The sequence below is a fragment of the Desulfovibrio intestinivivus genome, from assembly GCF_053570665.1.
In genome coordinates, this window is the sequence record NZ_JBRBQT010000001.1 from 2,317,268 (window position 1) to 2,335,754 (window position 18,487).

At 59.8% G+C, this 18,487-nt stretch carries 16 protein-coding genes; 5 read left to right on the forward strand and 11 right to left on the reverse strand.

Annotated elements, in window-relative coordinates; all coding sequences use genetic code 11:
- Positions 1-283 precede the first annotated feature (283 nt).
- Complete coding sequence (gene grpE, locus ACUZ9P_RS10065; RefSeq protein ID WP_449250251.1) at positions 284-769, forward strand: nucleotide exchange factor GrpE; 486 nt, start codon at positions 284-286, stop codon at positions 767-769.
- A 68-nt stretch (positions 770-837) separates the two neighbouring features.
- Here the strand turns inward: grpE and ACUZ9P_RS10070 are convergent, their stop codons facing one another.
- On the reverse strand, positions 838-1,818 hold the full coding sequence (locus ACUZ9P_RS10070) for a LysR family transcriptional regulator (RefSeq protein ID WP_449249590.1): 981 nt from the start codon (positions 1,816-1,818) through the stop codon (positions 838-840).
- A gap of 105 nt (positions 1,819-1,923) precedes the next feature.
- On the opposite strand from ACUZ9P_RS10070, the gene ACUZ9P_RS10075 reads away from it, so the two are divergent.
- Positions 1,924-2,310 carry a carboxymuconolactone decarboxylase family protein gene (locus tag ACUZ9P_RS10075; protein WP_449249591.1) on the forward strand — a complete coding sequence of 129 codons (387 nt, stop codon included), beginning with the start codon at positions 1,924-1,926 and terminating at the stop codon, positions 2,308-2,310.
- Between the two features lie 101 nt (positions 2,311-2,411).
- Here the strand turns inward: ACUZ9P_RS10075 and ACUZ9P_RS10080 are convergent, their stop codons facing one another.
- From ACUZ9P_RS10080 to ACUZ9P_RS10100, 5 genes are all read right to left on the reverse strand, one after another.
- Positions 2,412-3,509 (reverse strand): HD-GYP domain-containing protein, encoded by a 1,098-nt coding sequence (locus ACUZ9P_RS10080; protein ID WP_449249592.1) that lies wholly within the window; start codon positions 3,507-3,509, stop codon positions 2,412-2,414.
- A complete protein-coding gene (locus ACUZ9P_RS10085; RefSeq protein WP_449249593.1) occupies positions 3,506-4,102 on the reverse strand; it encodes a PqiC family protein in 597 nt (198 codons plus the stop codon). Before ACUZ9P_RS10085 ends, ACUZ9P_RS10080 begins: the two co-directional genes overlap by 4 nt.
- A complete protein-coding gene (locus ACUZ9P_RS10090) occupies positions 4,102-5,070 on the reverse strand; it encodes an MlaD family protein (protein ID WP_449249594.1) in 969 nt (322 codons plus the stop codon). The genes ACUZ9P_RS10085 and ACUZ9P_RS10090 overlap by 1 nt, the downstream gene beginning before the upstream one ends.
- Positions 5,070-5,840 carry an ABC transporter ATP-binding protein gene (locus ACUZ9P_RS10095; RefSeq protein ID WP_449250252.1) on the reverse strand — a complete coding sequence of 257 codons (771 nt, stop codon included), beginning with the start codon at positions 5,838-5,840 and terminating at the stop codon, positions 5,070-5,072. Before ACUZ9P_RS10095 ends, ACUZ9P_RS10090 begins: the two co-directional genes overlap by 1 nt.
- A 148-nt stretch (positions 5,841-5,988) precedes the next feature.
- Positions 5,989-7,116 (reverse strand): MlaE family ABC transporter permease, encoded by a 1,128-nt coding sequence (locus ACUZ9P_RS10100; protein ID WP_449250253.1) that lies wholly within the window; start codon positions 7,114-7,116, stop codon positions 5,989-5,991.
- A 94-nt stretch (positions 7,117-7,210) separates the two neighbouring features.
- Here ACUZ9P_RS10100 and polA point away from each other — a divergent pair, with 94 nt between their 5' ends.
- Positions 7,211-9,985 carry a DNA polymerase I gene (gene polA, locus ACUZ9P_RS10105; protein WP_449249595.1) on the forward strand — a complete coding sequence of 925 codons (2,775 nt, stop codon included), beginning with the start codon at positions 7,211-7,213 and terminating at the stop codon, positions 9,983-9,985.
- A gap of 1,185 nt (positions 9,986-11,170) precedes the next feature.
- On the opposite strand, the gene tilS is transcribed toward polA, so the two are convergent.
- The 5 genes from tilS to ACUZ9P_RS10130 all read right to left on the reverse strand — a co-directional run bounded on the left by tilS (position 11,171) and on the right by ACUZ9P_RS10130 (position 15,579).
- Positions 11,171-12,301, reverse strand: coding sequence for a tRNA lysidine(34) synthetase TilS (tilS, locus tag ACUZ9P_RS10110; protein WP_449249596.1), 1,131 nt, complete (start codon positions 12,299-12,301; stop codon positions 11,171-11,173).
- A gap of 112 nt (positions 12,302-12,413) precedes the next feature.
- Positions 12,414-12,752 carry a hypothetical protein gene (locus ACUZ9P_RS10115; protein ID WP_449249598.1) on the reverse strand — a complete coding sequence of 113 codons (339 nt, stop codon included), beginning with the start codon at positions 12,750-12,752 and terminating at the stop codon, positions 12,414-12,416.
- The gene (hemA, locus tag ACUZ9P_RS10120) at positions 12,752-14,044 is read right to left on the reverse strand and encodes a glutamyl-tRNA reductase (protein WP_449249599.1); all 1,293 of its coding nucleotides are present in this window, start codon (positions 14,042-14,044) and stop codon (positions 12,752-12,754) included. The genes ACUZ9P_RS10115 and hemA overlap by 1 nt, the downstream gene beginning before the upstream one ends.
- Before the next feature lie 13 nt (positions 14,045-14,057).
- Positions 14,058-14,885 carry a cytochrome c biogenesis protein CcsA gene (ccsA, locus tag ACUZ9P_RS10125; protein ID WP_449249600.1) on the reverse strand — a complete coding sequence of 276 codons (828 nt, stop codon included), beginning with the start codon at positions 14,883-14,885 and terminating at the stop codon, positions 14,058-14,060.
- Positions 14,872-15,579, reverse strand: coding sequence for a precorrin-2 dehydrogenase/sirohydrochlorin ferrochelatase family protein (locus tag ACUZ9P_RS10130; protein WP_449249601.1), 708 nt, complete (start codon positions 15,577-15,579; stop codon positions 14,872-14,874). The genes ccsA and ACUZ9P_RS10130 overlap by 14 nt, the downstream gene beginning before the upstream one ends.
- A 232-nt stretch (positions 15,580-15,811) precedes the next feature.
- On the opposite strand from ACUZ9P_RS10130, the gene ACUZ9P_RS10135 reads away from it, so the two are divergent.
- The gene (locus tag ACUZ9P_RS10135) at positions 15,812-17,092 is read left to right on the forward strand and encodes a glycosyltransferase family 9 protein (protein WP_449249602.1); all 1,281 of its coding nucleotides are present in this window, start codon (positions 15,812-15,814) and stop codon (positions 17,090-17,092) included.
- A complete protein-coding gene (locus ACUZ9P_RS10140) occupies positions 17,092-18,378 on the forward strand; it encodes a CgeB family protein (RefSeq protein WP_449249603.1) in 1,287 nt (428 codons plus the stop codon). Before ACUZ9P_RS10135 ends, ACUZ9P_RS10140 begins: the two co-directional genes overlap by 1 nt.
- The last annotated feature ends 109 nt before the right edge of the window (positions 18,379-18,487 follow it).

The following is an 18,487-nucleotide window of genomic DNA, read 5'->3' on the forward strand; positions in this document are numbered from 1 at the left end:
AGCAGCGGCCGGAACAAAACTTTTTGCAGTGACGGCAGCGCCTTGACAGTGTGGACAAGCATACTTACTTAACGGAAAGCATCGTGACCCCGCCGGGGTCGATTCAGGAGGAAGCATGCAGCGTCATAAAATGAACCACTCATTCGGACAGCAAGGCAGCCAGCAGGGCGGCCAGGCGGATAACCGGGCAGAATGTCAGCCCGAAAAGCCGGAAGATGGTTTTCTTGAAGAAGACGGTATTCTGTTCGGTCAAAATGCGGGTAAAAATCCCGCTGCCGATTCCGTGCAGGAGTCTGATACTGCCCCGGCAGACAAGGCGGCTTCAGCCGAAAGCCTTGAAGAACGTTGCAAGGCGGAGCTGACAGAAATGCGCCTGCGCAATGCCGCAGAAATGGACAATTTCAAGAAGCGCCTCACGCGCGAGCATGAAGAGCAGATGCGCTACGCGGCTGAAAAGGTCTTGGGCGACCTGCTGCCCACGCTTGATAACCTTGATCTGGCCCTGCGTTACGGCAGCAAGAGCGAAGCCTGCAAGGACATGTTGCAGGGCGTGGCCATGACCCACAAGCTCCTGCTTGATGCGGTGGAAAAGCACGGCCTCAAGCCCCTCGGCGAGGAAGGCGAAGAATTTGATCCCAACGTGCATGAAGCCGTGGGGTTTGAAGACCGCCCCGATTTTGCTCCCAACTCTGTGGCGCGTGTGCTGCAACGGGGTTTCAAGCTGGGCGAGCGTTTGCTCCGTCCCGCCAAGGTGATGATAAAACAGTAATTTTTTTACGCGGTTTTTTCGGCCCGGCGTCTTTGGATGCCGGGCTTTTCTGTTTTTTGCGCGCTGGGTTATGCCGTGCCCAGAAAATGGACGGCTTCGGCAATGATTTGCCGTAATTGTGATGCCGTTTCCGGCTCGTCACCCTCATGGGCACTGCCTTCCGGGTCGTAATCACCACCCATTTGCAGCGCCAGGCCCAGGCGTAATTCCAGCAGTTCCCCTTCCGCCAGCGGGCAAAAGGCAACACCTCTCCGCCCAATGGCGGAAAATGAACGCGGCAGCATTCCCATGCCATCCCCCTGGGCAATGCGGGCCAGCAGCACGTCGTGCTCTCCCGGTTCTTCCAGATAAACTGGTGCAAAGCCCACATGGGTGAAAATGCCGCGCATATGATCAAAGTACGCGGGATTGTTCTCGCGCCGAAACCAGAAAAGAGGTCTGCCGTTCAGGTCTTGCAGTTTTGCTGCGCCGTTGCCTGCAAGGGGCAGGCCTGCAAGCCATGCTGTGGGCAAAGCTGCAAGCAGAGGTTCCGCATACGGCAGGGGGCTAATATGAACGCCCGCAGCATCAAGCGGCAGAGCCACCAGCGCCGCGTTCAGCCTGCCCCGGTGAACTCCCCGCGCAAGTTGGGGCGAGGGCTGGCGCACATACCGCACCGGGCTGCCGTTGAGAGTATCAAGTCTTTTTATAAAGCCCGCAAAAATGCCCTGTTCAAAGGCTGTTGTCAGGCCAATGGACAAGGATGCTTCCGATCCATTCCTGCCATGTCCGAGCCTCCGCAAACGCGGCCCTGCGGCGTCCTGTGCTTCCAGTACCGGGCGGACAATGCGCAGCACTTCCAGCCCAGACTCTGTGAGTGTCAGCCCTCGGCTGTGGCGTTCAAACAGCGTGATGCCCAGCATTTCCTCCAGATGCCGCATATGGCGGCTCAGGGGCGGCTGGGTCATATAGAGCCTGTCAGCTGCGCGGCGCAGGCTGCCTTCTTCTGCAACTACAGAAAAATAGCGCAGCAGCCGCCAGTCGGGGATGTCAAAAAGATCGTTAGTCATGCTTTAAAGGTATCACCAAAAAGGCAAGAGGCAAAGCAAGGGCTTGGGCATAAAAGTCTGATCAGGGCCACGGCATTGAGCCAGGCCATTACCCAGGAGAATGTCATGCAGACTGATCGTTATGCCGCAGGGCTTGCCATGCTGGAACAGGTTGACGGACGCGGTGGGGAAGAAGTGCTGGAAAGCGTGCGGGCCATTTGCCCAGATTTTGCGCAATACCTTGTAGAATTTCCGTTCGGGGATATCTATTCAAGACCAGGCCTGGATTTGAAAAAACGGGAGATTGCCGTTGTGGCGGCCCTGACCGCAATGGGCAACGCGGCCCCGCAACTGCGAGTGCATATTGCGGCTGCCCTGCATGTGGGCTGCACCCGTCAGGAAATACTGGAGGTCATTATGCAGATGGCCGTGTACGGGGGGTTTCCCGCAGCGTTGAACGGCCTGTTTGCCGCCAGGGATGTTTTTGACGGGCAGGATGGGCAGAAAGTGTAGGGCAGGCGCGGCGCTTGCTGTTGGTAGCCGCTGTGTCAGAACAGGGGGAAATGCCGGGCGGATGCAGAAGCCCGCCATTACGCGGAAAAGTTCAGGAGCAGCTACATGTCTGAATATTTCGCGGCGATGCTGCGGAACTGCTCCTGCATGGCCAAAAAGGCGTCTACCACTTCGGGATCAAACTGGGTTCCGCGCCCTTCCAAAATAATGCGCATGGCTGTTTCGTGCGGCATGGCGGGTTTGTAGACACGCTTGCTGCGCAGGGCGTCGTACACGTCGGCCACGCTCATAAGGCGGGCGGAAAGCGGAATGTCCTTGCCAGCTATCCCGCGCGGATAGCCCTTGCCGTCCCAACGCTCGTGGTGGCAGTAGGCAATGTCGCTGGCGATGCGCAGAAAGGAATTTTCCCCCAAAAATTTGTCAGCCGAGGCCAGCACCGCTCGCCCCAGCGTGGTGTGTTCCTTCATGGCCTCGTATTCCTCATCGGTGAGGGGGCCGGGCTTGTGCAGTACTGTGTCTGCAATGGCGACCTTGCCAACATCGTGCAGCGGCGCTGAAAGGTAGAGCCACGAAATGGCATCGGCATCCAGCTCGTCCCTGTACTCAGGCAGTTGGGAAATATAGACGGCCAGCGCCTTCACATAGTTCTGCGTGCGTTTGATGTGCGCACCGGTTTCCGTATCGCGCCATTCAGCAAGGCTTGCCATGGCGTGAATAGTGGCTTCCTGCGTGAGGGCAAGCTGGCGTGTGCGGGCAAGCACCAGGTCGTTCAGGTGGTCGCGGTAGAGTTTGAACTTGAGCTGGTTGGCTACGCGGTTGCGCACCAGCGAGGAGCGGAAAGGCTTGGTTATGTAATCCTGCGCGCCCAGCGAGAGGCCCTTGGCTTCGTCGGTTTCTTCATTCTGCGCCGTAATGAACATAACCGGGATGTCACGGGTCTGCGCATCGCTGCGCAGGCGCTTGCACACTTCGTACCCGTCCATGCCGGGCATGATGACGTCAAGCAGGATCAGGTCTGGCGGGGGCTGCCGCAGGGCCAGACGCAAGGCGTCTGTGCCGTTTTTGGCAAACATGATTGTGTATTTGTCGCGCAGGCATTCACTGAGAATGCGCAGGTTTTCAGGCGCGTCATCCACAAGCAGGATGATGTTGCGCCTGTGTACCTGGGATGGATCGGCGGTTTCTTCTGTCCAGTTCATGACTTGCCCCGTGTGAGCACGGGCAGGCGTGTGGCTAGATGTTCGCCCAGGCGGCGCACCATGCGGCTTTCTGCCGCTGTGAGCACGTCATAGGTTTTGCCCGCCACCGGTTCAGCATCGGCATAAATGCCTCGGGCGATCACATCATCGTGGCGGTTTTTCAGTGTCCAGCGCGCCTCAAGCACGGCCTTGGAATCGAAATTGCCGTCCAGTCTCTGCAAATCCACAAGCAGCACATAGTCGGCGCGGGTGTCGTCGCCCGGCGCAAGCACATTCAGCCCCACGGCCAACAAGGGCGGGGTCAGCACTTCCTGCACCACGCGGCGCACACCATGCCCCACGGGCTCCGCCCAGGCGTGAAATTGCGAAACAACAAGCTCTGTCTCACCATTCACACGGCTGACAATACTGTTGCGGTCAAGATAATCCGGCACAGTGACCTGCGCCACGCGCAGGTTTTTTGTGGGCAGCGTGTCGGCCTTGACCGGGTCAATGGCGCTTTCAAGCAGATAGTAGCGCGTGGGTGTGCTGCGCGCGCAGCCGCTCAAAAGTGTGAGCAGCACCAGCGAAAGAAGAAGGATTTTGCGTTGCATCAGCGTGTTCCTTGCTTGCCCCGCAGCAGAGCTTCGGGATTACGTTCAAGCATTTCGGCCAGGGTGCGCATCGAGCGCATGGTATCGGTGCTCTCTTTGAGAAGGCGGCGCAGGTCGTTCATGGTGGGCGAATCGCGCCCCAGAATACCCTGGGCCGATGATGTGACCACGCGCAACTGATCTGCCGCAACTGCCATGCTCTGCATGGCTTCGCGGAAGGAAACCAGCGTGGCGGGCAGCTCTTTTTCAACAGAGGCGCTGGCCGTGCTCAGGCTTTTGAGAACCTGTTCCGTATTGGTGCGCATGGAACCGTCGTGCAGGATGCCGTGGGCTTCCTGAAAGGTGTTGGTGAATGCCGTAAGCGCCTTGCCCAGCTTGTCGTCACTGAGGCCGAGGGCAAGGTTTTGCAGCACGGCGCTGAAAGAATTTACCATCTGCTCCAGCGGCATCTGCGAGAGCGTGCTTTGCAGCGTATCAATGGGCGAAGGAATGGTGGGGATTTCCATATCCGGCGTAGCGGAGCGGAAGTTGGCCGCCGTGGAAGGATAAAAATCAAGTTCCACGCGGTATTGGCCGGTGATGAGGCTTTGCAGTTGCAGCCGCCCACGCAGGCCGCGCTGCACCATGCGGCGTATGATTTCCTGCTGGAAAGACTCGGAAGGAGCGGCAGCGCCGCTGGCGCGTACAAAGCTGCGTTCGTCAATGCGGATATAGACGGGGATGGTCACGTTGGAATCCCGCGCGTTGGCAACCAGATTGATGCGCGTGACGCTGCCCATGGGCACGCCCCTGAACACAACCGGCGCGCCCGTGGAAAGCCCGCTGACCGAGCCATCAAAGTACATCACATATTCAAGGTCATTGCTGAAAAGGCGGCCACCGCCGAGCAGCATGATGCCCAGCACCAGCAGGGCCAGGCCCCCCAGCACAAAAGCGCCGACAGTTGTTTTGTATGACTGCGAGTTCATCAGGATTGTTCCTTGTGCGAAGTTGCAGCGTGTGAAGTTGCCGCCGGGGCATTTTCGCCTGCGTCTTCATTCCGGTCGCGCATGCCGCCTCTGGTCAGAAAGAGCTTTGCGCTTTGTTCTGTATTGGGATCTTTCGCCAACTCGCTGGGATTACCGCTGGCAGTGACCGTTCTGCTCTGCGCATCCAGAAAGATGCTGTTTCTGGCTATGGTAAAAATGCTCGGCAATTCGTGAGAAACAATAACAAACGTGGTGCCCAGACTGTCGCGGAGTTCCAGTATCAGATCGTCAAGCAGCCGGGAGCTGACAGGGTCAAGCCCTGCAGAAGGCTCGTCCAGAAAGAGAATCTGCGGATCAAGCGCCAGCGCCCGGGCAAGCCCCGCGCGTTTGCGCATGCCGCCGCTGATCTCCGAGGGGTAATAATCCTCAAATCCGGCCAGACCCGCAAGAGCCAGTTTGAGCGAGGCCTGCTCCCGGATTTCATCATCGGTAAGATCAGTGTACTGCTGCAGGGGCAGACCTACATTTTCCGCCAGTGTCATGGAGCTCCACAACGCACCGCCCTGAAAGAGCACGCCCGTGCTGCGCATGATGCGGCTGCGGCTTTCTTCCGTGCCAGCCCAGAAATCCTCGCCATTATAGTAAATCTGTCCTTCCTGCGGCTCCTTGAGGCCCATGAGCACGCGCAACAGGGTGCTTTTGCCGCAACCGGAGCCGCCCATGACCATGAAAATGTCGCCCACGCGCACGTCAAACGACACGTTGCGCATGAGCACAAAGGAGCCGAAGGCCACCGTAAGGTCGCGTACCCTGATGCGCACGTCTTCATCCGATACGGCTGGGGCCGGGCTGGACGGGACAGAGCCGGGTGCGTCCGTATTGGGCAGGATAATGGAGGGCTGGGCGGCGTCAGGCATGTTACACATCCAGCACGTTGCAGATAACGGTGATGATGGCGGTAGCCACAATAATGCCCACAATGGCCTGCACAACCGCCGTTGTGGTGGCCTGGCCCACAGCCTGGGCGCTGCGCCCGCAGCGTATGCCCTGATAGCACCCAGCCACGGCCACAATGGCTCCGAAAACCGTGCCGTACACAAGGCCGATAATCATATGCTTGAAGGGCACCATCTGGATGGTGGCGTTAATGTATTCCATGGGGTTCAGTCGCAACATGGTGGTGCCCACAAGAAAACCGCCGATAATGCCCATGAGGTCGGCATACAGGGTCAGCAGGGGGATCATGGCCATGAGGGCCAGCACACGCGGCAGCACAAGAAAATCGTGTGGAGAAATACCTAGGGTGGAGAGGGCGTCCACCTCTTCGTTGACCTGCATGGTGCCGATAAGGGCGGCGTAGGCCGCGCCCACCCGGCCCGCCATGACCACGCCCACCATGATGGCCCCCATGACACGCAGCATGCCGATGCCCACAAGGCCCGCAACGTAAATCTGCGCGCCAAACTGGGTGAGCTGCACCGCGCCCACAAAGGCCAGAATCAGGCCAAACAGCAGGCTGGTGAGCGAAATGATGGGCAGGGCGGCCACGCCGCATTCGTGCATGGCTGCAAACAGATCCATGGGGCGCATCTTGGCCTTGCCAAGAAACAGCCGCCAGATGGAAAGCACAATCTCGCCAAGAAAATTCAGAAAGTCCGTGATCTTGGGCGGCAGGGCCAGCACGGTCTCGCCCACACGGGTCACAAAGCCCATATCTGTTTTGCTGCGTTCAGAGCCTGCCTTGGCAGGAACCGCAAAGGCCAGTTTGATAAGGCGCTCGAGGCCTTCGGGCAGTTCTGTATGCACCGGCAGGTCACGGGCGCGCGCCGCCTTGACCATCTGCACCAGAAAAACCAGCAGGGTGCTGTCCCACTGTCCAAGGGCGGCGCTTTCAAGACGCACTTCGCGGATGCGCTGGTCGGCTGTCTGGCTCAGGGCGGCCATGGCCTCCTGTGGCCAGGGCTCGTCCAGATTCCAGCGCCCGCCAACGCTCACGCGCAGCAGCGGCCCTTGAACAGATACGGTCACTTGCGGACTTGTTTCCATCACTATACTATACGCGTAGCATAACATCTTCGCAAGCATCCTTGCCTGCGAACCATTTTGAAACCTTTTTGAAACTCCAAACCACCGGGCTGTCATGTCGCTGAAACAACGCCTCAATCTTTCTGCCGAGCCTGTCTTTCTTATGGACGGCTCTGCCTTTATATATCGCGGTTTTTTTGCCAACAAGAACATGCAGCGCTCCGACGGCTTTCCCACCAATGCGCTGGTGGTGGTAACGCGTGTGCTGCTGCGCATTCTGCGCGATGAGCGGCCCTCCCATTTTCTCTTCGTCAAGGACGGCAAGGGCAAGAACTTTCGTCATGATCTGTACCCGCTGTACAAGGCCAACCGGGATGCCACACCCGAAGATCTGGTGCGGCAGATGGATCCCATTGTGCGCATGGTCAAGGCTCTTGGCATTCCTGTTGAAATTTCCGACGGCTGCGAGGCTGACGACTGCATAGCCTCGCTGGCAGCGCGTTTTTCCGCCCAGCGGCCCGTGGTTATTGTGAGCGGGGATAAAGACCTAAAGCAGTGCCTCGGCCCCAACGTGTACATGTGGGACCCTGCATCCAAGGAAGAAAAACTGCTCTCTGGCGCGGATTTTACGGCGGAAAGCGGCCTCAGGCCAGACCAGTGGGCCGATGTGCAGGCTCTTGTGGGCGACACGAGCGATAATATCCCCGGCGTACCGGGCATCGGCCCCAAGACGGCGCAGAAAATTTTTGAAATATGCCCAACGCTTGAAGACATACGCGACCATTTTGCCCTGCTTGGCCCCAAGATTCAGGACAAACTGCGCGACCACCTTGAAAACATGTTTTTGTGGCGGCAGCTCACGGCCCTTTCGCTGGATGTGTGCACCGGGCTGACCCTTGACGACATGGCCGTCAATCCGCTGGATGAAGCCTTGTGCGCCAGCATGGCGGACGAATTTGAACTGCACGCCCTGCGCCGCGACATGGCAACGCTGGCCCGTTTGCAGCGTAATGCCCCCGCAGGTTCGGCAGCGGCCCAGACGGGCCTTGCAGCTGAGGGGTCTGCACCGAATGCTGGCTCAAATACTGGTGCGGATGCTGGCGCGTCTCGCCCGTCTGCCCAGGGTTCTCTGATGGCTGCCGCCGAAAAATCTCCTTCAAGGGCGCGCCCCGCAGCCGGGGCAGGCCCACAGATGAGCCTGCTGGATGTGGCCGACGAACCCGAAGCTCCGCTTCTGAGTGAAGCAGGGCAGTTGCCCCCCTGCGCAGGGCTTGAGGCCGCAATCATCTGGCCCGGCGGGCCGGGTAAACCGCCCCATGTGGCGGTGGCTGGCGGCGATGATTTTCGCTGGGGCGGCACTGTGGATGATCTTTGCGCGTGGCTTGCCGGGGCGCAAAGGCTGGTGACGTCTGACCTCAAGGCCCAGCTGATAGCCGCCGCTTGCTGGCGCAAGCTGCCGTCCGAGGCCAATCCTCCGTTTTTCTTTGATCTTGGCCTTGCCGCCTACCTCATTAACCCTGAGGAAAGCGATTACGGCTGGCCCCGTCTGGCTGTGCGCTGGGGCATACCCCTGCACGAAGGACAGGGCGGCAACGGCCCGGCCAGCATGGCCCTGCGCATGGCCGCTTCCATGGAGCAGCGGCTGGAGGCTGACGGTCTGCTCGAGCTGTACCGCACACTTGAACTGCCGCTCACGCCTGTGCTGGCCCAGATGGAGGCGCGCGGTGTCGCCATTGACGCAGCGGCCTTTCAGTCCTTTCTTTCAGACGTGCAGGGCGAGATCGACAGGCTCACGCAGGAGGTTTTTGCCGCAGCGGGAACCACGTTCAACATCCGCTCGGCCCAGCAGCTCGGCGAGGTGCTGTTCAACACGCTCAAGTTGCCCTCGCCGCGCAAAACCCGTGGCGGGCAGGCATCCACCAATCAGGAAACACTGGAAAAACTGGCCGGGCAGCATCCCGTGGTAGAGAGCATTCTTCAGTTCCGCAAACTGGAAAAAATGCGCTCCACCTATCTGGATCCCCTGCCGCGTCTTGTGGACCCGCGCGGGCGCATCCATACGACCTTTAACCAGAAGGCCACAGCCACGGGGCGGCTTTCGTCCAGCAATCCCAATCTTCAGAACATCCCCGTGCGCGGGCCGCTGGGCAAGCGCATGCGCTCGTGCTTTATCGCCGGGCCGGATCACGCCCTTGTTTCCGCCGACTATTCGCAGGTTGAACTGCGCGTGCTGGCCCACATGTCGCAGGATACGGCCCTGCTTGAAGCCTTCCGCAACGGTGAGGACATTCACGCCCGCACGGCTGCGCTTGTGTACGACCTGCCATCCAGCGAGGTCAGCCCCGACCAGCGGCGCAACGCCAAGACCATCAACTTTGGTCTTATTTACGGCATGGGCGCGCAAAAGTTGGCTCAGGAACTGAAAATTACCACCAATGAGGCCAAGGAATTCATTGCGCGCTATTTTGAGCGACTCACAGGCCTTAAGCAATTCTATGAAGAGGTGGAGGCTGTTGCCAAGCGGCAGGGCTATGTGACCACCCTTGGCGGTCGGCGGCGCTTGTTGCCCGATATCCATTCCGCCAACGGGCAGAACTACGCGCTGGCGCGGCGGCAGGCTATCAATACCGTGATTCAGGGGTCAGCGGCGGATATCATCAAGCTTGCCATGCTGGCTGTGGCCCATGATGCGGAGTTGAAGCGGCTGGATGCCCGGTTGCTCTTGCAGGTGCATGACGAACTTTTGCTGGAAGTGCCCACGGAGGCTGCGGCTGCCGCGGGTGAGCGGGTGGCGGCGCTTATGGGCGGGGTTGCGCCGGGCGGCGTGGCTTTGTCTGTGCCTCTTGTCGTGGATTGGGGGCAGGGCAGGGATTGGGGCTCCGCCCACTAGGGCGCAAGCGTCTTTTGTTCTCAGGCTGCGTCAGACTGCGGCGGCTTTTTCGGTCGAGTGCCAAAATCGCTGCTGTCTTTATCCGTAGCTTCCTTCGTCGCAACGGCTAAAGCATGCACACTCCCTCAAAGCCGCCTTGTCTTCCTTGCCTGAGAACAAAATCCATCTTGCGCCGGGAATGAACCCCGCCATGCTAGGTTGCTTTGCGGTTTGGGGAGAGCCTGTCAGGCTGATTTACGCAAACCCGACTTTTGCGGCCTGAATGCGTCAGCGCCGGGATTTTGATGCTCACGTACTTGAGTACGCTGCGCTCAAAACCCCGGCGTTTCCTTTTCAGGCCACAAAAAGCGTATTTTGCAAATTCGCCCAACACCAGCCATCGCCTTCGCATTCGCTCCAGCGAGTTTAAGGAAGGCGACTCCACGACCAGCTCCTGATGGCGAGTGGTATCTTTCTAACTCGTAGGGTGTTTGGTGGGTTACGGCTGTTGGGAACATGCGTTGCAAAAAAAGTAAAATTTTTTAGTAGGATACAGATTTTCTGTTTGTCTCTTATTTTGTAGCCTAGAAGCTTACAGTAAATTTAAGACGGGAGAAAGTGAATCAAAGCGATTTTTCAACGGTTTAATAGGCAAATGATTGTTGGCTGAAACGGAAATCATCCAAAGAGAAAGCGGACTCTGGCATTTACGCGGTGCGGAGGGAGATCACCTGAGTGAGCGGTGCGGAGGGAGATCACCTGAGTGAGCGGAGCGAGGGAAGGAAGCTCCCGCAGCCATAGCCGCGTTGACCTCGTCGTTTTTCGGAAGTTGGAAGCCCTCTTAAGGGGGTGTTCCGGGGGGAGTGCAGAGGGGGCCAAGGAGGGGCGCAGCCCCGACGGAGTGTTGGCAACGTCAACACGACCGGAAATCAGGAGTAGGTCGCGGCTTTGCCGCGCCGTAAGCGACAGATTTTCGTGCCTTACCGCCCGGCGGCGTAGACGCCGATGGCGGCCCAAAGCCCGTAAAACGGGATTTGGCATCAGGATGAAGGGGGCGTAGCCCCATAACCGGCCCCGCCTTGCCGCGCGCCGCGCAGGCGTCCCAAACTCCGCCGAGAGGCGGAACTCCGTGCCCGAAGGGCAGCATACTCAAGCATTCGCACGCCAGAGGGCAAGATATCGTGCCCTAAGGGCAGCAAAAATCCGTTATCTGCCAGCCGCGCAGCGGCGAAAAACAACACTTCCACCTTTCAAATACGCTTCCAGCCCGCCGGGCAACTGAAACCGCGTATTCCCCCGCCCCTTGGCAAGGGCATCATCCAAGGCCAGCAATGTGCGTGCCCGTGCCTGACCGTGAATCTGTCCCGTACTGTCAGAATCCTCGTCAGCATTCCCCGCCGCAGGGCGGCACAAAAACCGTACAGCCCGTACATACAGGCGCAATCGGGCAGCCGGGTGCAGCCCCGCCAGCAACCTCGCGGGCAAGATCAGGCTGGGGCCTTTGGCGGTGTTTTCATTCTTCCGCAGCTCAGCGTCATCCTTCCCCACAATCCACGGATGTTCTGCCAGAGCCGCGTCTAGCGCCGTATTCCAGTAATCCTCATCCATGCGCGCCATTTGCCAGAGATCATGCAGGGTGCGGTCTAGGGAGGGATTTTCTTCGCGCAGCAGGGGCAGCACATCCAGCCGCAGCCTGTTGCGCTTGTAGTGGCGGCTCTGGTTGCTGGCATCCTCGCGCCAGTCAATGCCGCATTCGACCAACAATGTTCTCAACGCTTGCGCGTCCGTTGCCAGCAGGGGGCGCAGCATATGGCGCTCGTCATCGCGGGCGGCCATGCCGCCAAGGGCGGGCCAGCCTGTGCCCCGCGTGAGGCGCAGCAGCACGTCCTCGCTCACATCGCCTGCGTGGTGCCCAAGGGCGATAAAGTCGGCCCTCACGGCAACGCGTTCCTGCTCAAGCAGGGCATAGCGTAACCGACGGGCGGCATCTTCAATGCCAATGCCGCTGTTTTCGGCAAGCTTGCGCACATCGGCTTGCCGCACGATGCAGGGGATGTTCAGGATGTTGCATAACTGGAGTGTAAATACAGCGTCTTGCGCAGATTCGTCCCGCAAGCCGTGGTCAACGCTCAGGGCGTGGAGGCTCAGCTCCAACCGTGGAGCCAGCAGGTGCAGCACAAAGGCCAGCGCCGTGGAATCTGCTCCGCCGGAGAGGGCCAGCAGCAGACGCGAACCTTTTGCAAGCCCAAGCCGCGTCAGGCAGAATCGTTCCACCTCAAGGCAAAGACGGGCCGCAGCGGGCGGGATGTTTTGCAGCGTAGGCGCGGATTTGATCATGGCATGCCTGCGGCAAGGATGTATGGGCAAAATGTCGGCCCTGAGAGATTTGAGTCTGCGAGGCTGGGAATGCCCAGTGCGGGAGGGCTTTGGGGAGCAGCATGTGCCGCCCCTAAGCCGGATTGATGCCCAGCTCGGCCAGCAGGTTCTCAAGCCATACGATCATGCGGTCGCGCAGTTCGGGCGAGGCATAGTGCACGCACTCGCAGCGCATACGGCCACGCGCGCGCACCAACAGTTCAAGGCGCACAAAATTTTCTTCAATTTCAAGGCCCATAACGTGGGGGCCGCAGCTTTCCTCATGCTCCTGCTGCACAGGCGAGAGCATGTCGGCGGGAACGGGCAGCCAGAAGAGGCCGTCCATGCCCGAGGTAAGCTCCATCTGGGTGAGGGTGGCGGTCAGCTTTGCGGTATCTTCTTCCGTAATGTCATCAATTCCGTACCAGCGCATCAATGTTCCTCCGAATAAGGGCAGCCAGTTTTATCCAGATTGAAAATACGGCGCGCAATGCTGATGCGCGGGCCGTTGCCCTCCTGGGACATGCTGCCGCGCTTGAGAAACATGATGGGGTCGTGGTTGAGCTTGCGCACCAGCGCACCCACCAGAGCCTCAAGGGCATCGCGGGTTTCATCGTTCACCGGGCCGAGCCTTTTGAGGGTCTTGACCAGTTCTTCCTGTCCCATGCGCTCGCCGCGCTGGATGAGGTCAACGATGGTGGGCTGCACATCAAGGCTTGAAAGCCAGCGGGAGAACAGCAGCACTTCCTCGTTGACGATATCCGCGGCCTTGGCGGCCTCATCACGGCGGGTGGCGAGGTTTTCTTCCACCACTTCCTTGAGGTCGTCAATGTCGTACAGATAGACGTTGTCGAGGCCATTGACGTCCGGGTCGATGTCGCGCGGCACGGCAATGTCGATAAAGAACATGGGCCTGTTCTTGCGGGCCTTGAGCACTGCGCGAATGTCGCGCGCGCGGATGATGGGTTCCTGCGAGCCGGTGGAGGTGATGATGATGTCCACCTCTGTCAGATGCTCAGCCATGTCTTCAAAGGGGATGGCCCGTCCCTTGAACTGCTTTGCCAGCTCCTGCCCGCGCTCAAGAGTGCGGTTGGCAACCAGAATTTCATCAATGCCCGACTGCAAAAGGTGCATGGCGGCAAGTTCGGCCATTTCACCCGCGCCCACCAGCATGGCCTTGTGGGTCTTCATGTCGCCAAAAATGCGTTTGGCAAGCTCCACGGCGGCATAGCTGATGGAAACCGCGCTGGAGGCCACCGCAGTTTCTGTGCGTACCCTTTTGGCTACGGAAAAAGCCTTGTGTACCAGTCTGTTAAGTATAACGCCCGTGGCGTGGCATTTGACCGCCTTGCGGTAGGCGGTTTTGAGCTGGCCCAGAATCTGCGGTTCGCCCAGCACCATGGAATCAAGGCTGGACGCCACAGAAAACAGATGGCGCACCGCTTCCAGATTTTTGTGCACGTAGACGTAGGGCTTGAGCTCTTCGGGCTTTGCGCCGCGCGCAACGGCCCAGTTTTCAAGCACCTGTCCGGCCACGTCGCCGTTGCCGGCGGCCAGCAGCTCCACGCGGTTGCAGGTGGAAAGGATCACGCTTTCGCTCACCGCGCCAACACACGGCACGGCCCAATGCTCTTCATCGCAGTGGTTGACCAGGGCAAAGCGCTCGCGCACGTCCACGCTGGCAGTGCGATGATTCAGGCCGACAAGAAAGATATCACAGTCCATGATGATAGCCCGGTCAGCGCCGGATGAATGCGTGGTGTGTTTCCATGAAGGTATTCACCACAATGATTGAAAAGAGGCAGAGAATAAATACAAAAACAGCCAGTTGCGCAGGCTTGCGGCCCTTCCAGCCTTTGGTGAGGCGGTTGTGGAAAAGCACGGAGTAGAACAGCCAGATCACAATGCTGATAACTTCCTTGGGGTCGCCCGTCACCGTGCCGCCAAATACCGGCTTGGCCCAGATAAGCCCGGAAACGATGCCCAGAGTATACATGGGGAAGCCGATCATGGTCGTGATGGCGTTGATTTTATCAAGCATGGAGAGGGCGGGCATGTCGAGCCAAAAGCCCTTCATGGTCAGCTTGCTCTTGATGCGCCCCTCCATGAACAGAAAGAGCGCACCGGCGGCAAAAGCCAGCGCCAGCAGGGCAAGGCTCAAAAAGAGCGTGCCGATATGCAGGGCGTAAAATGAGGTGTTGAGCGAGGGCGGTACCTGCACCACTGAGGCCAGATACGGGGCCGACATGGCAAAGAGCATAAGCCCAAGCGGCGTGGCGAATACCAGCGGAATCTCCTGCCGCAGCTTGGCCCAGGCGGCAATGCCACAGAGCACCACAAACCAGGCCATGAGCTGAAAGTACGCGCCAGCGCTCAGGCCGCCGGGCAGAGCCTTGTGAAAGCCCAGAAAGAGCATGAGCGTCTGACAGGCAAAGCCCGCCAGCGCCACGCTACAGCCTATCTTGCGCCACAGGGCGCTGCGCGCGGCAATGCCCGCAAGCCCTGCAACACTGGCGGAGCCATAGAGCAGCAGGGTTACGGCGGTGGAAAATTCAGGGGAGATCATGGAGCAACTCCGCTATATTGGCGTGCAGTGCGGGCGGAAGCGCCGCCTGCAAATAACGCGTACAGTTTTCATGGTCGTGTTCTTCCAGCCACTGTTGCAGAGGCGATTCTGCCAGCTTGCGGAACAATCCGGTATTCTGCCCTGTATCTTGCCCCAAGGCAAGAACCAGTGGCCGCAGCCGACCCATCAGGGTTGCCATGCGCGAACGCGGTTCAAGCCAGCGCTCAAGTTCGCCCTTCCAGCGGCGGGCCAGCGCGGGGCTTGCCCCACCAGTGGAAAGCCCCGCCGCAAGCGGGGTGCTGCGGGCCACGGCAGGCACCTGAAAACAGCCTTCATCCGGATTGCTCGCGCTGTTGCACAAAACACCCGCTGCGGCGCACAGAGCGGCAATGCGGCTGTTTTCCGCAGCGCTGCCCGTGGCGGCAAATACCAACCCGCAGCCCTTGAGGTCGGCAGCCTCGCAGGCGCGGCATTCAAAGCGTACCCTTGGGTCGCGCAGCAGTTCCGCCGCTTCCGGCGCTGATTCCGGCGCAGGCCCGGCAAGGTCGAGCACCAGCACGGATGCCGGATTGCAGGCCAGCAGGCCGGAAAGTTTGCGTTGCCCCACCTGACCAAGGCCGACCACCAGACAGCGGATGCCTGAAAGCGAGATAAATATGGGGTAGAGCGGGGCGGTGGGCTGTTGTGCGCGCATGTGTGATCCAGATGGTGAAAGAAGCTTGAAGGTGAGCATACAGCAGTGCGAAATATTTTGCAAAGGGCCAGCGCGCTGCCGTCTTTGCGCAGCTTCAATTGTTGTGCAGCGCAGTTGCGCCCCACATTGCTTGCCTCGGTGGGCAGATTGCCTTAGATTGTGGGCAATTGGCAGTTTTACGCATGTTTCGGCCATTAACTGACTACTGCCATCAACAACCATACGGAACGACATGCCCAAATTTCTGGTCATACAGGCGGCGCGCTTTGGCGATCTGGTGCAGACCAAGCGCCTGTTGCTGAGTCTGGCTTTGCGCGGCGAGGTTCATCTTGCCGTGGATGCCAGTTTGGTTCCGCTGGCCAGGGTGCTCTATCCCTTTGCCGAATTGCACGCCCTGTCGGTGCACGGCAGGCCCGAGGCAGAGGCGTTGGCGCGCAGCACCGCTGTGCTGGTCCGTTGGCAGGGCTTGCACTTTGAAGCCGTGTACAACTGCAATTTTTCCGGCACTACTGCGGCCCTGTGCCGAGTTTTTGAGGCAGAACAGGTTCAGGGGTATCGGCCCGAGTCCGGGGGGATTTCGCGTTCGCCCTGGGCGCGGCTTGGCTTCCGCCTCAGTGAACGGCGCGCGCTGGCAACGCTGAATCTTGTGGATTTTTGGGCGCATTTCGCACCAGAACCGGTTGAGTCTCGCAGGGTCAACCCCGAGGCGACCCCCGGCGGGCGAGGGCTTGGCGTGGTGCTGGCTGGGCGGGAATCTCGCCGCTCGTTGCCCGTGCCCGTGCTGGCCGAGGTGGTGCGCACGGCCTTTGGGGCAATGGGGGGGCCGCGAGTGCGCCTGCTGGGTTCAAAGGCGGAGCAGCCCGCAGCCCGTCAGCTCATGCGGCATTTGCCCGGCAAGATGCTCGACAGGGTTGAAGATTGCAGCGGCAAAACAGACTGGCCCGGCCTTGTGGACGTTGTAAACGAGCTGGATGCGCTGATCACGCCCGATACAGGCATCATGCACCTTGGCGCACACCTTGGCGTGCCTGTGCTTGGTTTTTTCCTTTCTTCGGCCTGGCTGCACGAAACCGGGCCATACGGCGTGGGCCATTATGTATGGCAGACGGCGCGCACCTGCGGGCCGTGCCTGGAAACCGCCCCTTGCCCCTACGATGTGGCCTGTGGTCAGCCTTTGGCACAGGTGGAGCTCTTGCGCTCCATTGCCGCAGTGCTTGCTTGCATAAAATCGGGCGCGCCCTCAGCCACCGCACAGGCGGAATCATGGCCGCCCCTGCCAGCGGATTTGCAGTTGTGGCGCACGGGCATGGACGCCTTGGGCACGCTGCCTCACCTGCTCGCGGGCTGTGACCCGCATGCGCGAGAGCGCAGGTATGTGCGCGATTTTCTGGCTGCGCGCCTGCATCTGCCCATGTTGGACGAAAGCGCCGCCCTTGCCCCGCAAGCTCCGAATCTTGACGAATGGCTTTATAACGATGCGGACTGGATGTTGCCGCCAGGGAGATACTGCTGATGCCCGCCGCTCCTCTGCGAATTCTTGTGGTGCTGCCCATGTACGGCGGCTCGCTGCCCATCGGCCGTTACTGCGCCAGCGCTCTCAGCGGGCTAGGGCACAGTGTGCGCGTGTTTGAGGCGCCCTTGCTGCACCCGGCTTTTACCGGACTGCGCGGCCTTGGGCTGGCCCCTGCGCAGACAGCCCAGCTGGAAAATTCTTTTTTGCAGGTGGTTTCGCAGGCCGTGTGGGCGCAGGTGCAGGCGCAGGAGCCGCATCTGGTGCTGGCTCTGGCGCAGGCTCCCATAGGGCGCAGCCTGTTGCAGCGTTTGCGCCGGTCGGGCGTGCGCACGGCCATGTGGTTTGTGGAAGACCACGAGGTTTTTGACTACTGGAAGGCCTACGCACCGCTGTACGATGTTTTTGCCGTTATCCAGAAAGAGCCTTTTTTATCCATGCTCTCGGGCATCGGGCAGGGCAACTCCCTGTATCTGCCGCTGGCGGCCCAGCCGGATTTCCACAAGCCTCTGGAACTGACCGAGCAGGAAAAGCGCGAATACGGGGCCGATATCGGCTTTCTTGGCGCGGGTTACCCCAACCGGCGGCTGGCTTTTCGTCAGCTGGTAGGGCGTGATTTTAAAATCTGGGGGTCGGACTGGGACGGCGAGAGCCTGCTTGCGCCCCACGTGCAGCGCGGCGGCGCACGCATTGATGCGGATGAGAGCGTCAAAATCTACAATGCCACGCGCGTCAACCTGAATCTGCACTCGAGCCTCGGCACTGCGGAGCTTGTGAGCAAGGGGGATTTTGTCAATCCTCGCACTTTTGAACTGGCGTGCATGGGGGCCTTTCAGCTTGTGGACAGGCGGGCGCTCATGCCCGAGCTGTTTGCGCAGGATGAACTGGCAACCTTTGGCACGCTGGAAGAATTTTACGCGGGCATCGAGTATTTTCTGGCCCATCCGGACGAGCGCCATGCCTTTGCCGCCCGCGCAAGGGAGCGGGTGTTGCGCGATCATACGTATGAGCAGCGCATGGCCGCCCTGCTTGATTTTGTGGAGCAGCGCCTCGGCCCCTGGCCGCTTGAGCTGGAGTCTTCCGGCGGCATGCCGCCTGATGTGGAGGCCGCGCTCACTCCGGAGATTCGCAGGGACATGGCGGCGGTGGTGCAGGGGCTTGGCCTTGGCCCCAATGCCGGATTTGACGATGTCATCAATGCCTTGCGCGCCCGTAGCGGTGTACTGACGGAAACAGAGGCTGCCCTGCTGTTTCTGGATGAATGGCGCAGGCAGTACGGCAAAAAATAATTTCCCACTACCGCAGAAAAATTCTTGGCGCGCATGCCCAGTTTTGCCCGCGGCGCAGATATGAAAAACCCCGCCGTGAGGCGGGGTTTTTACGTCATATCAATGTGAC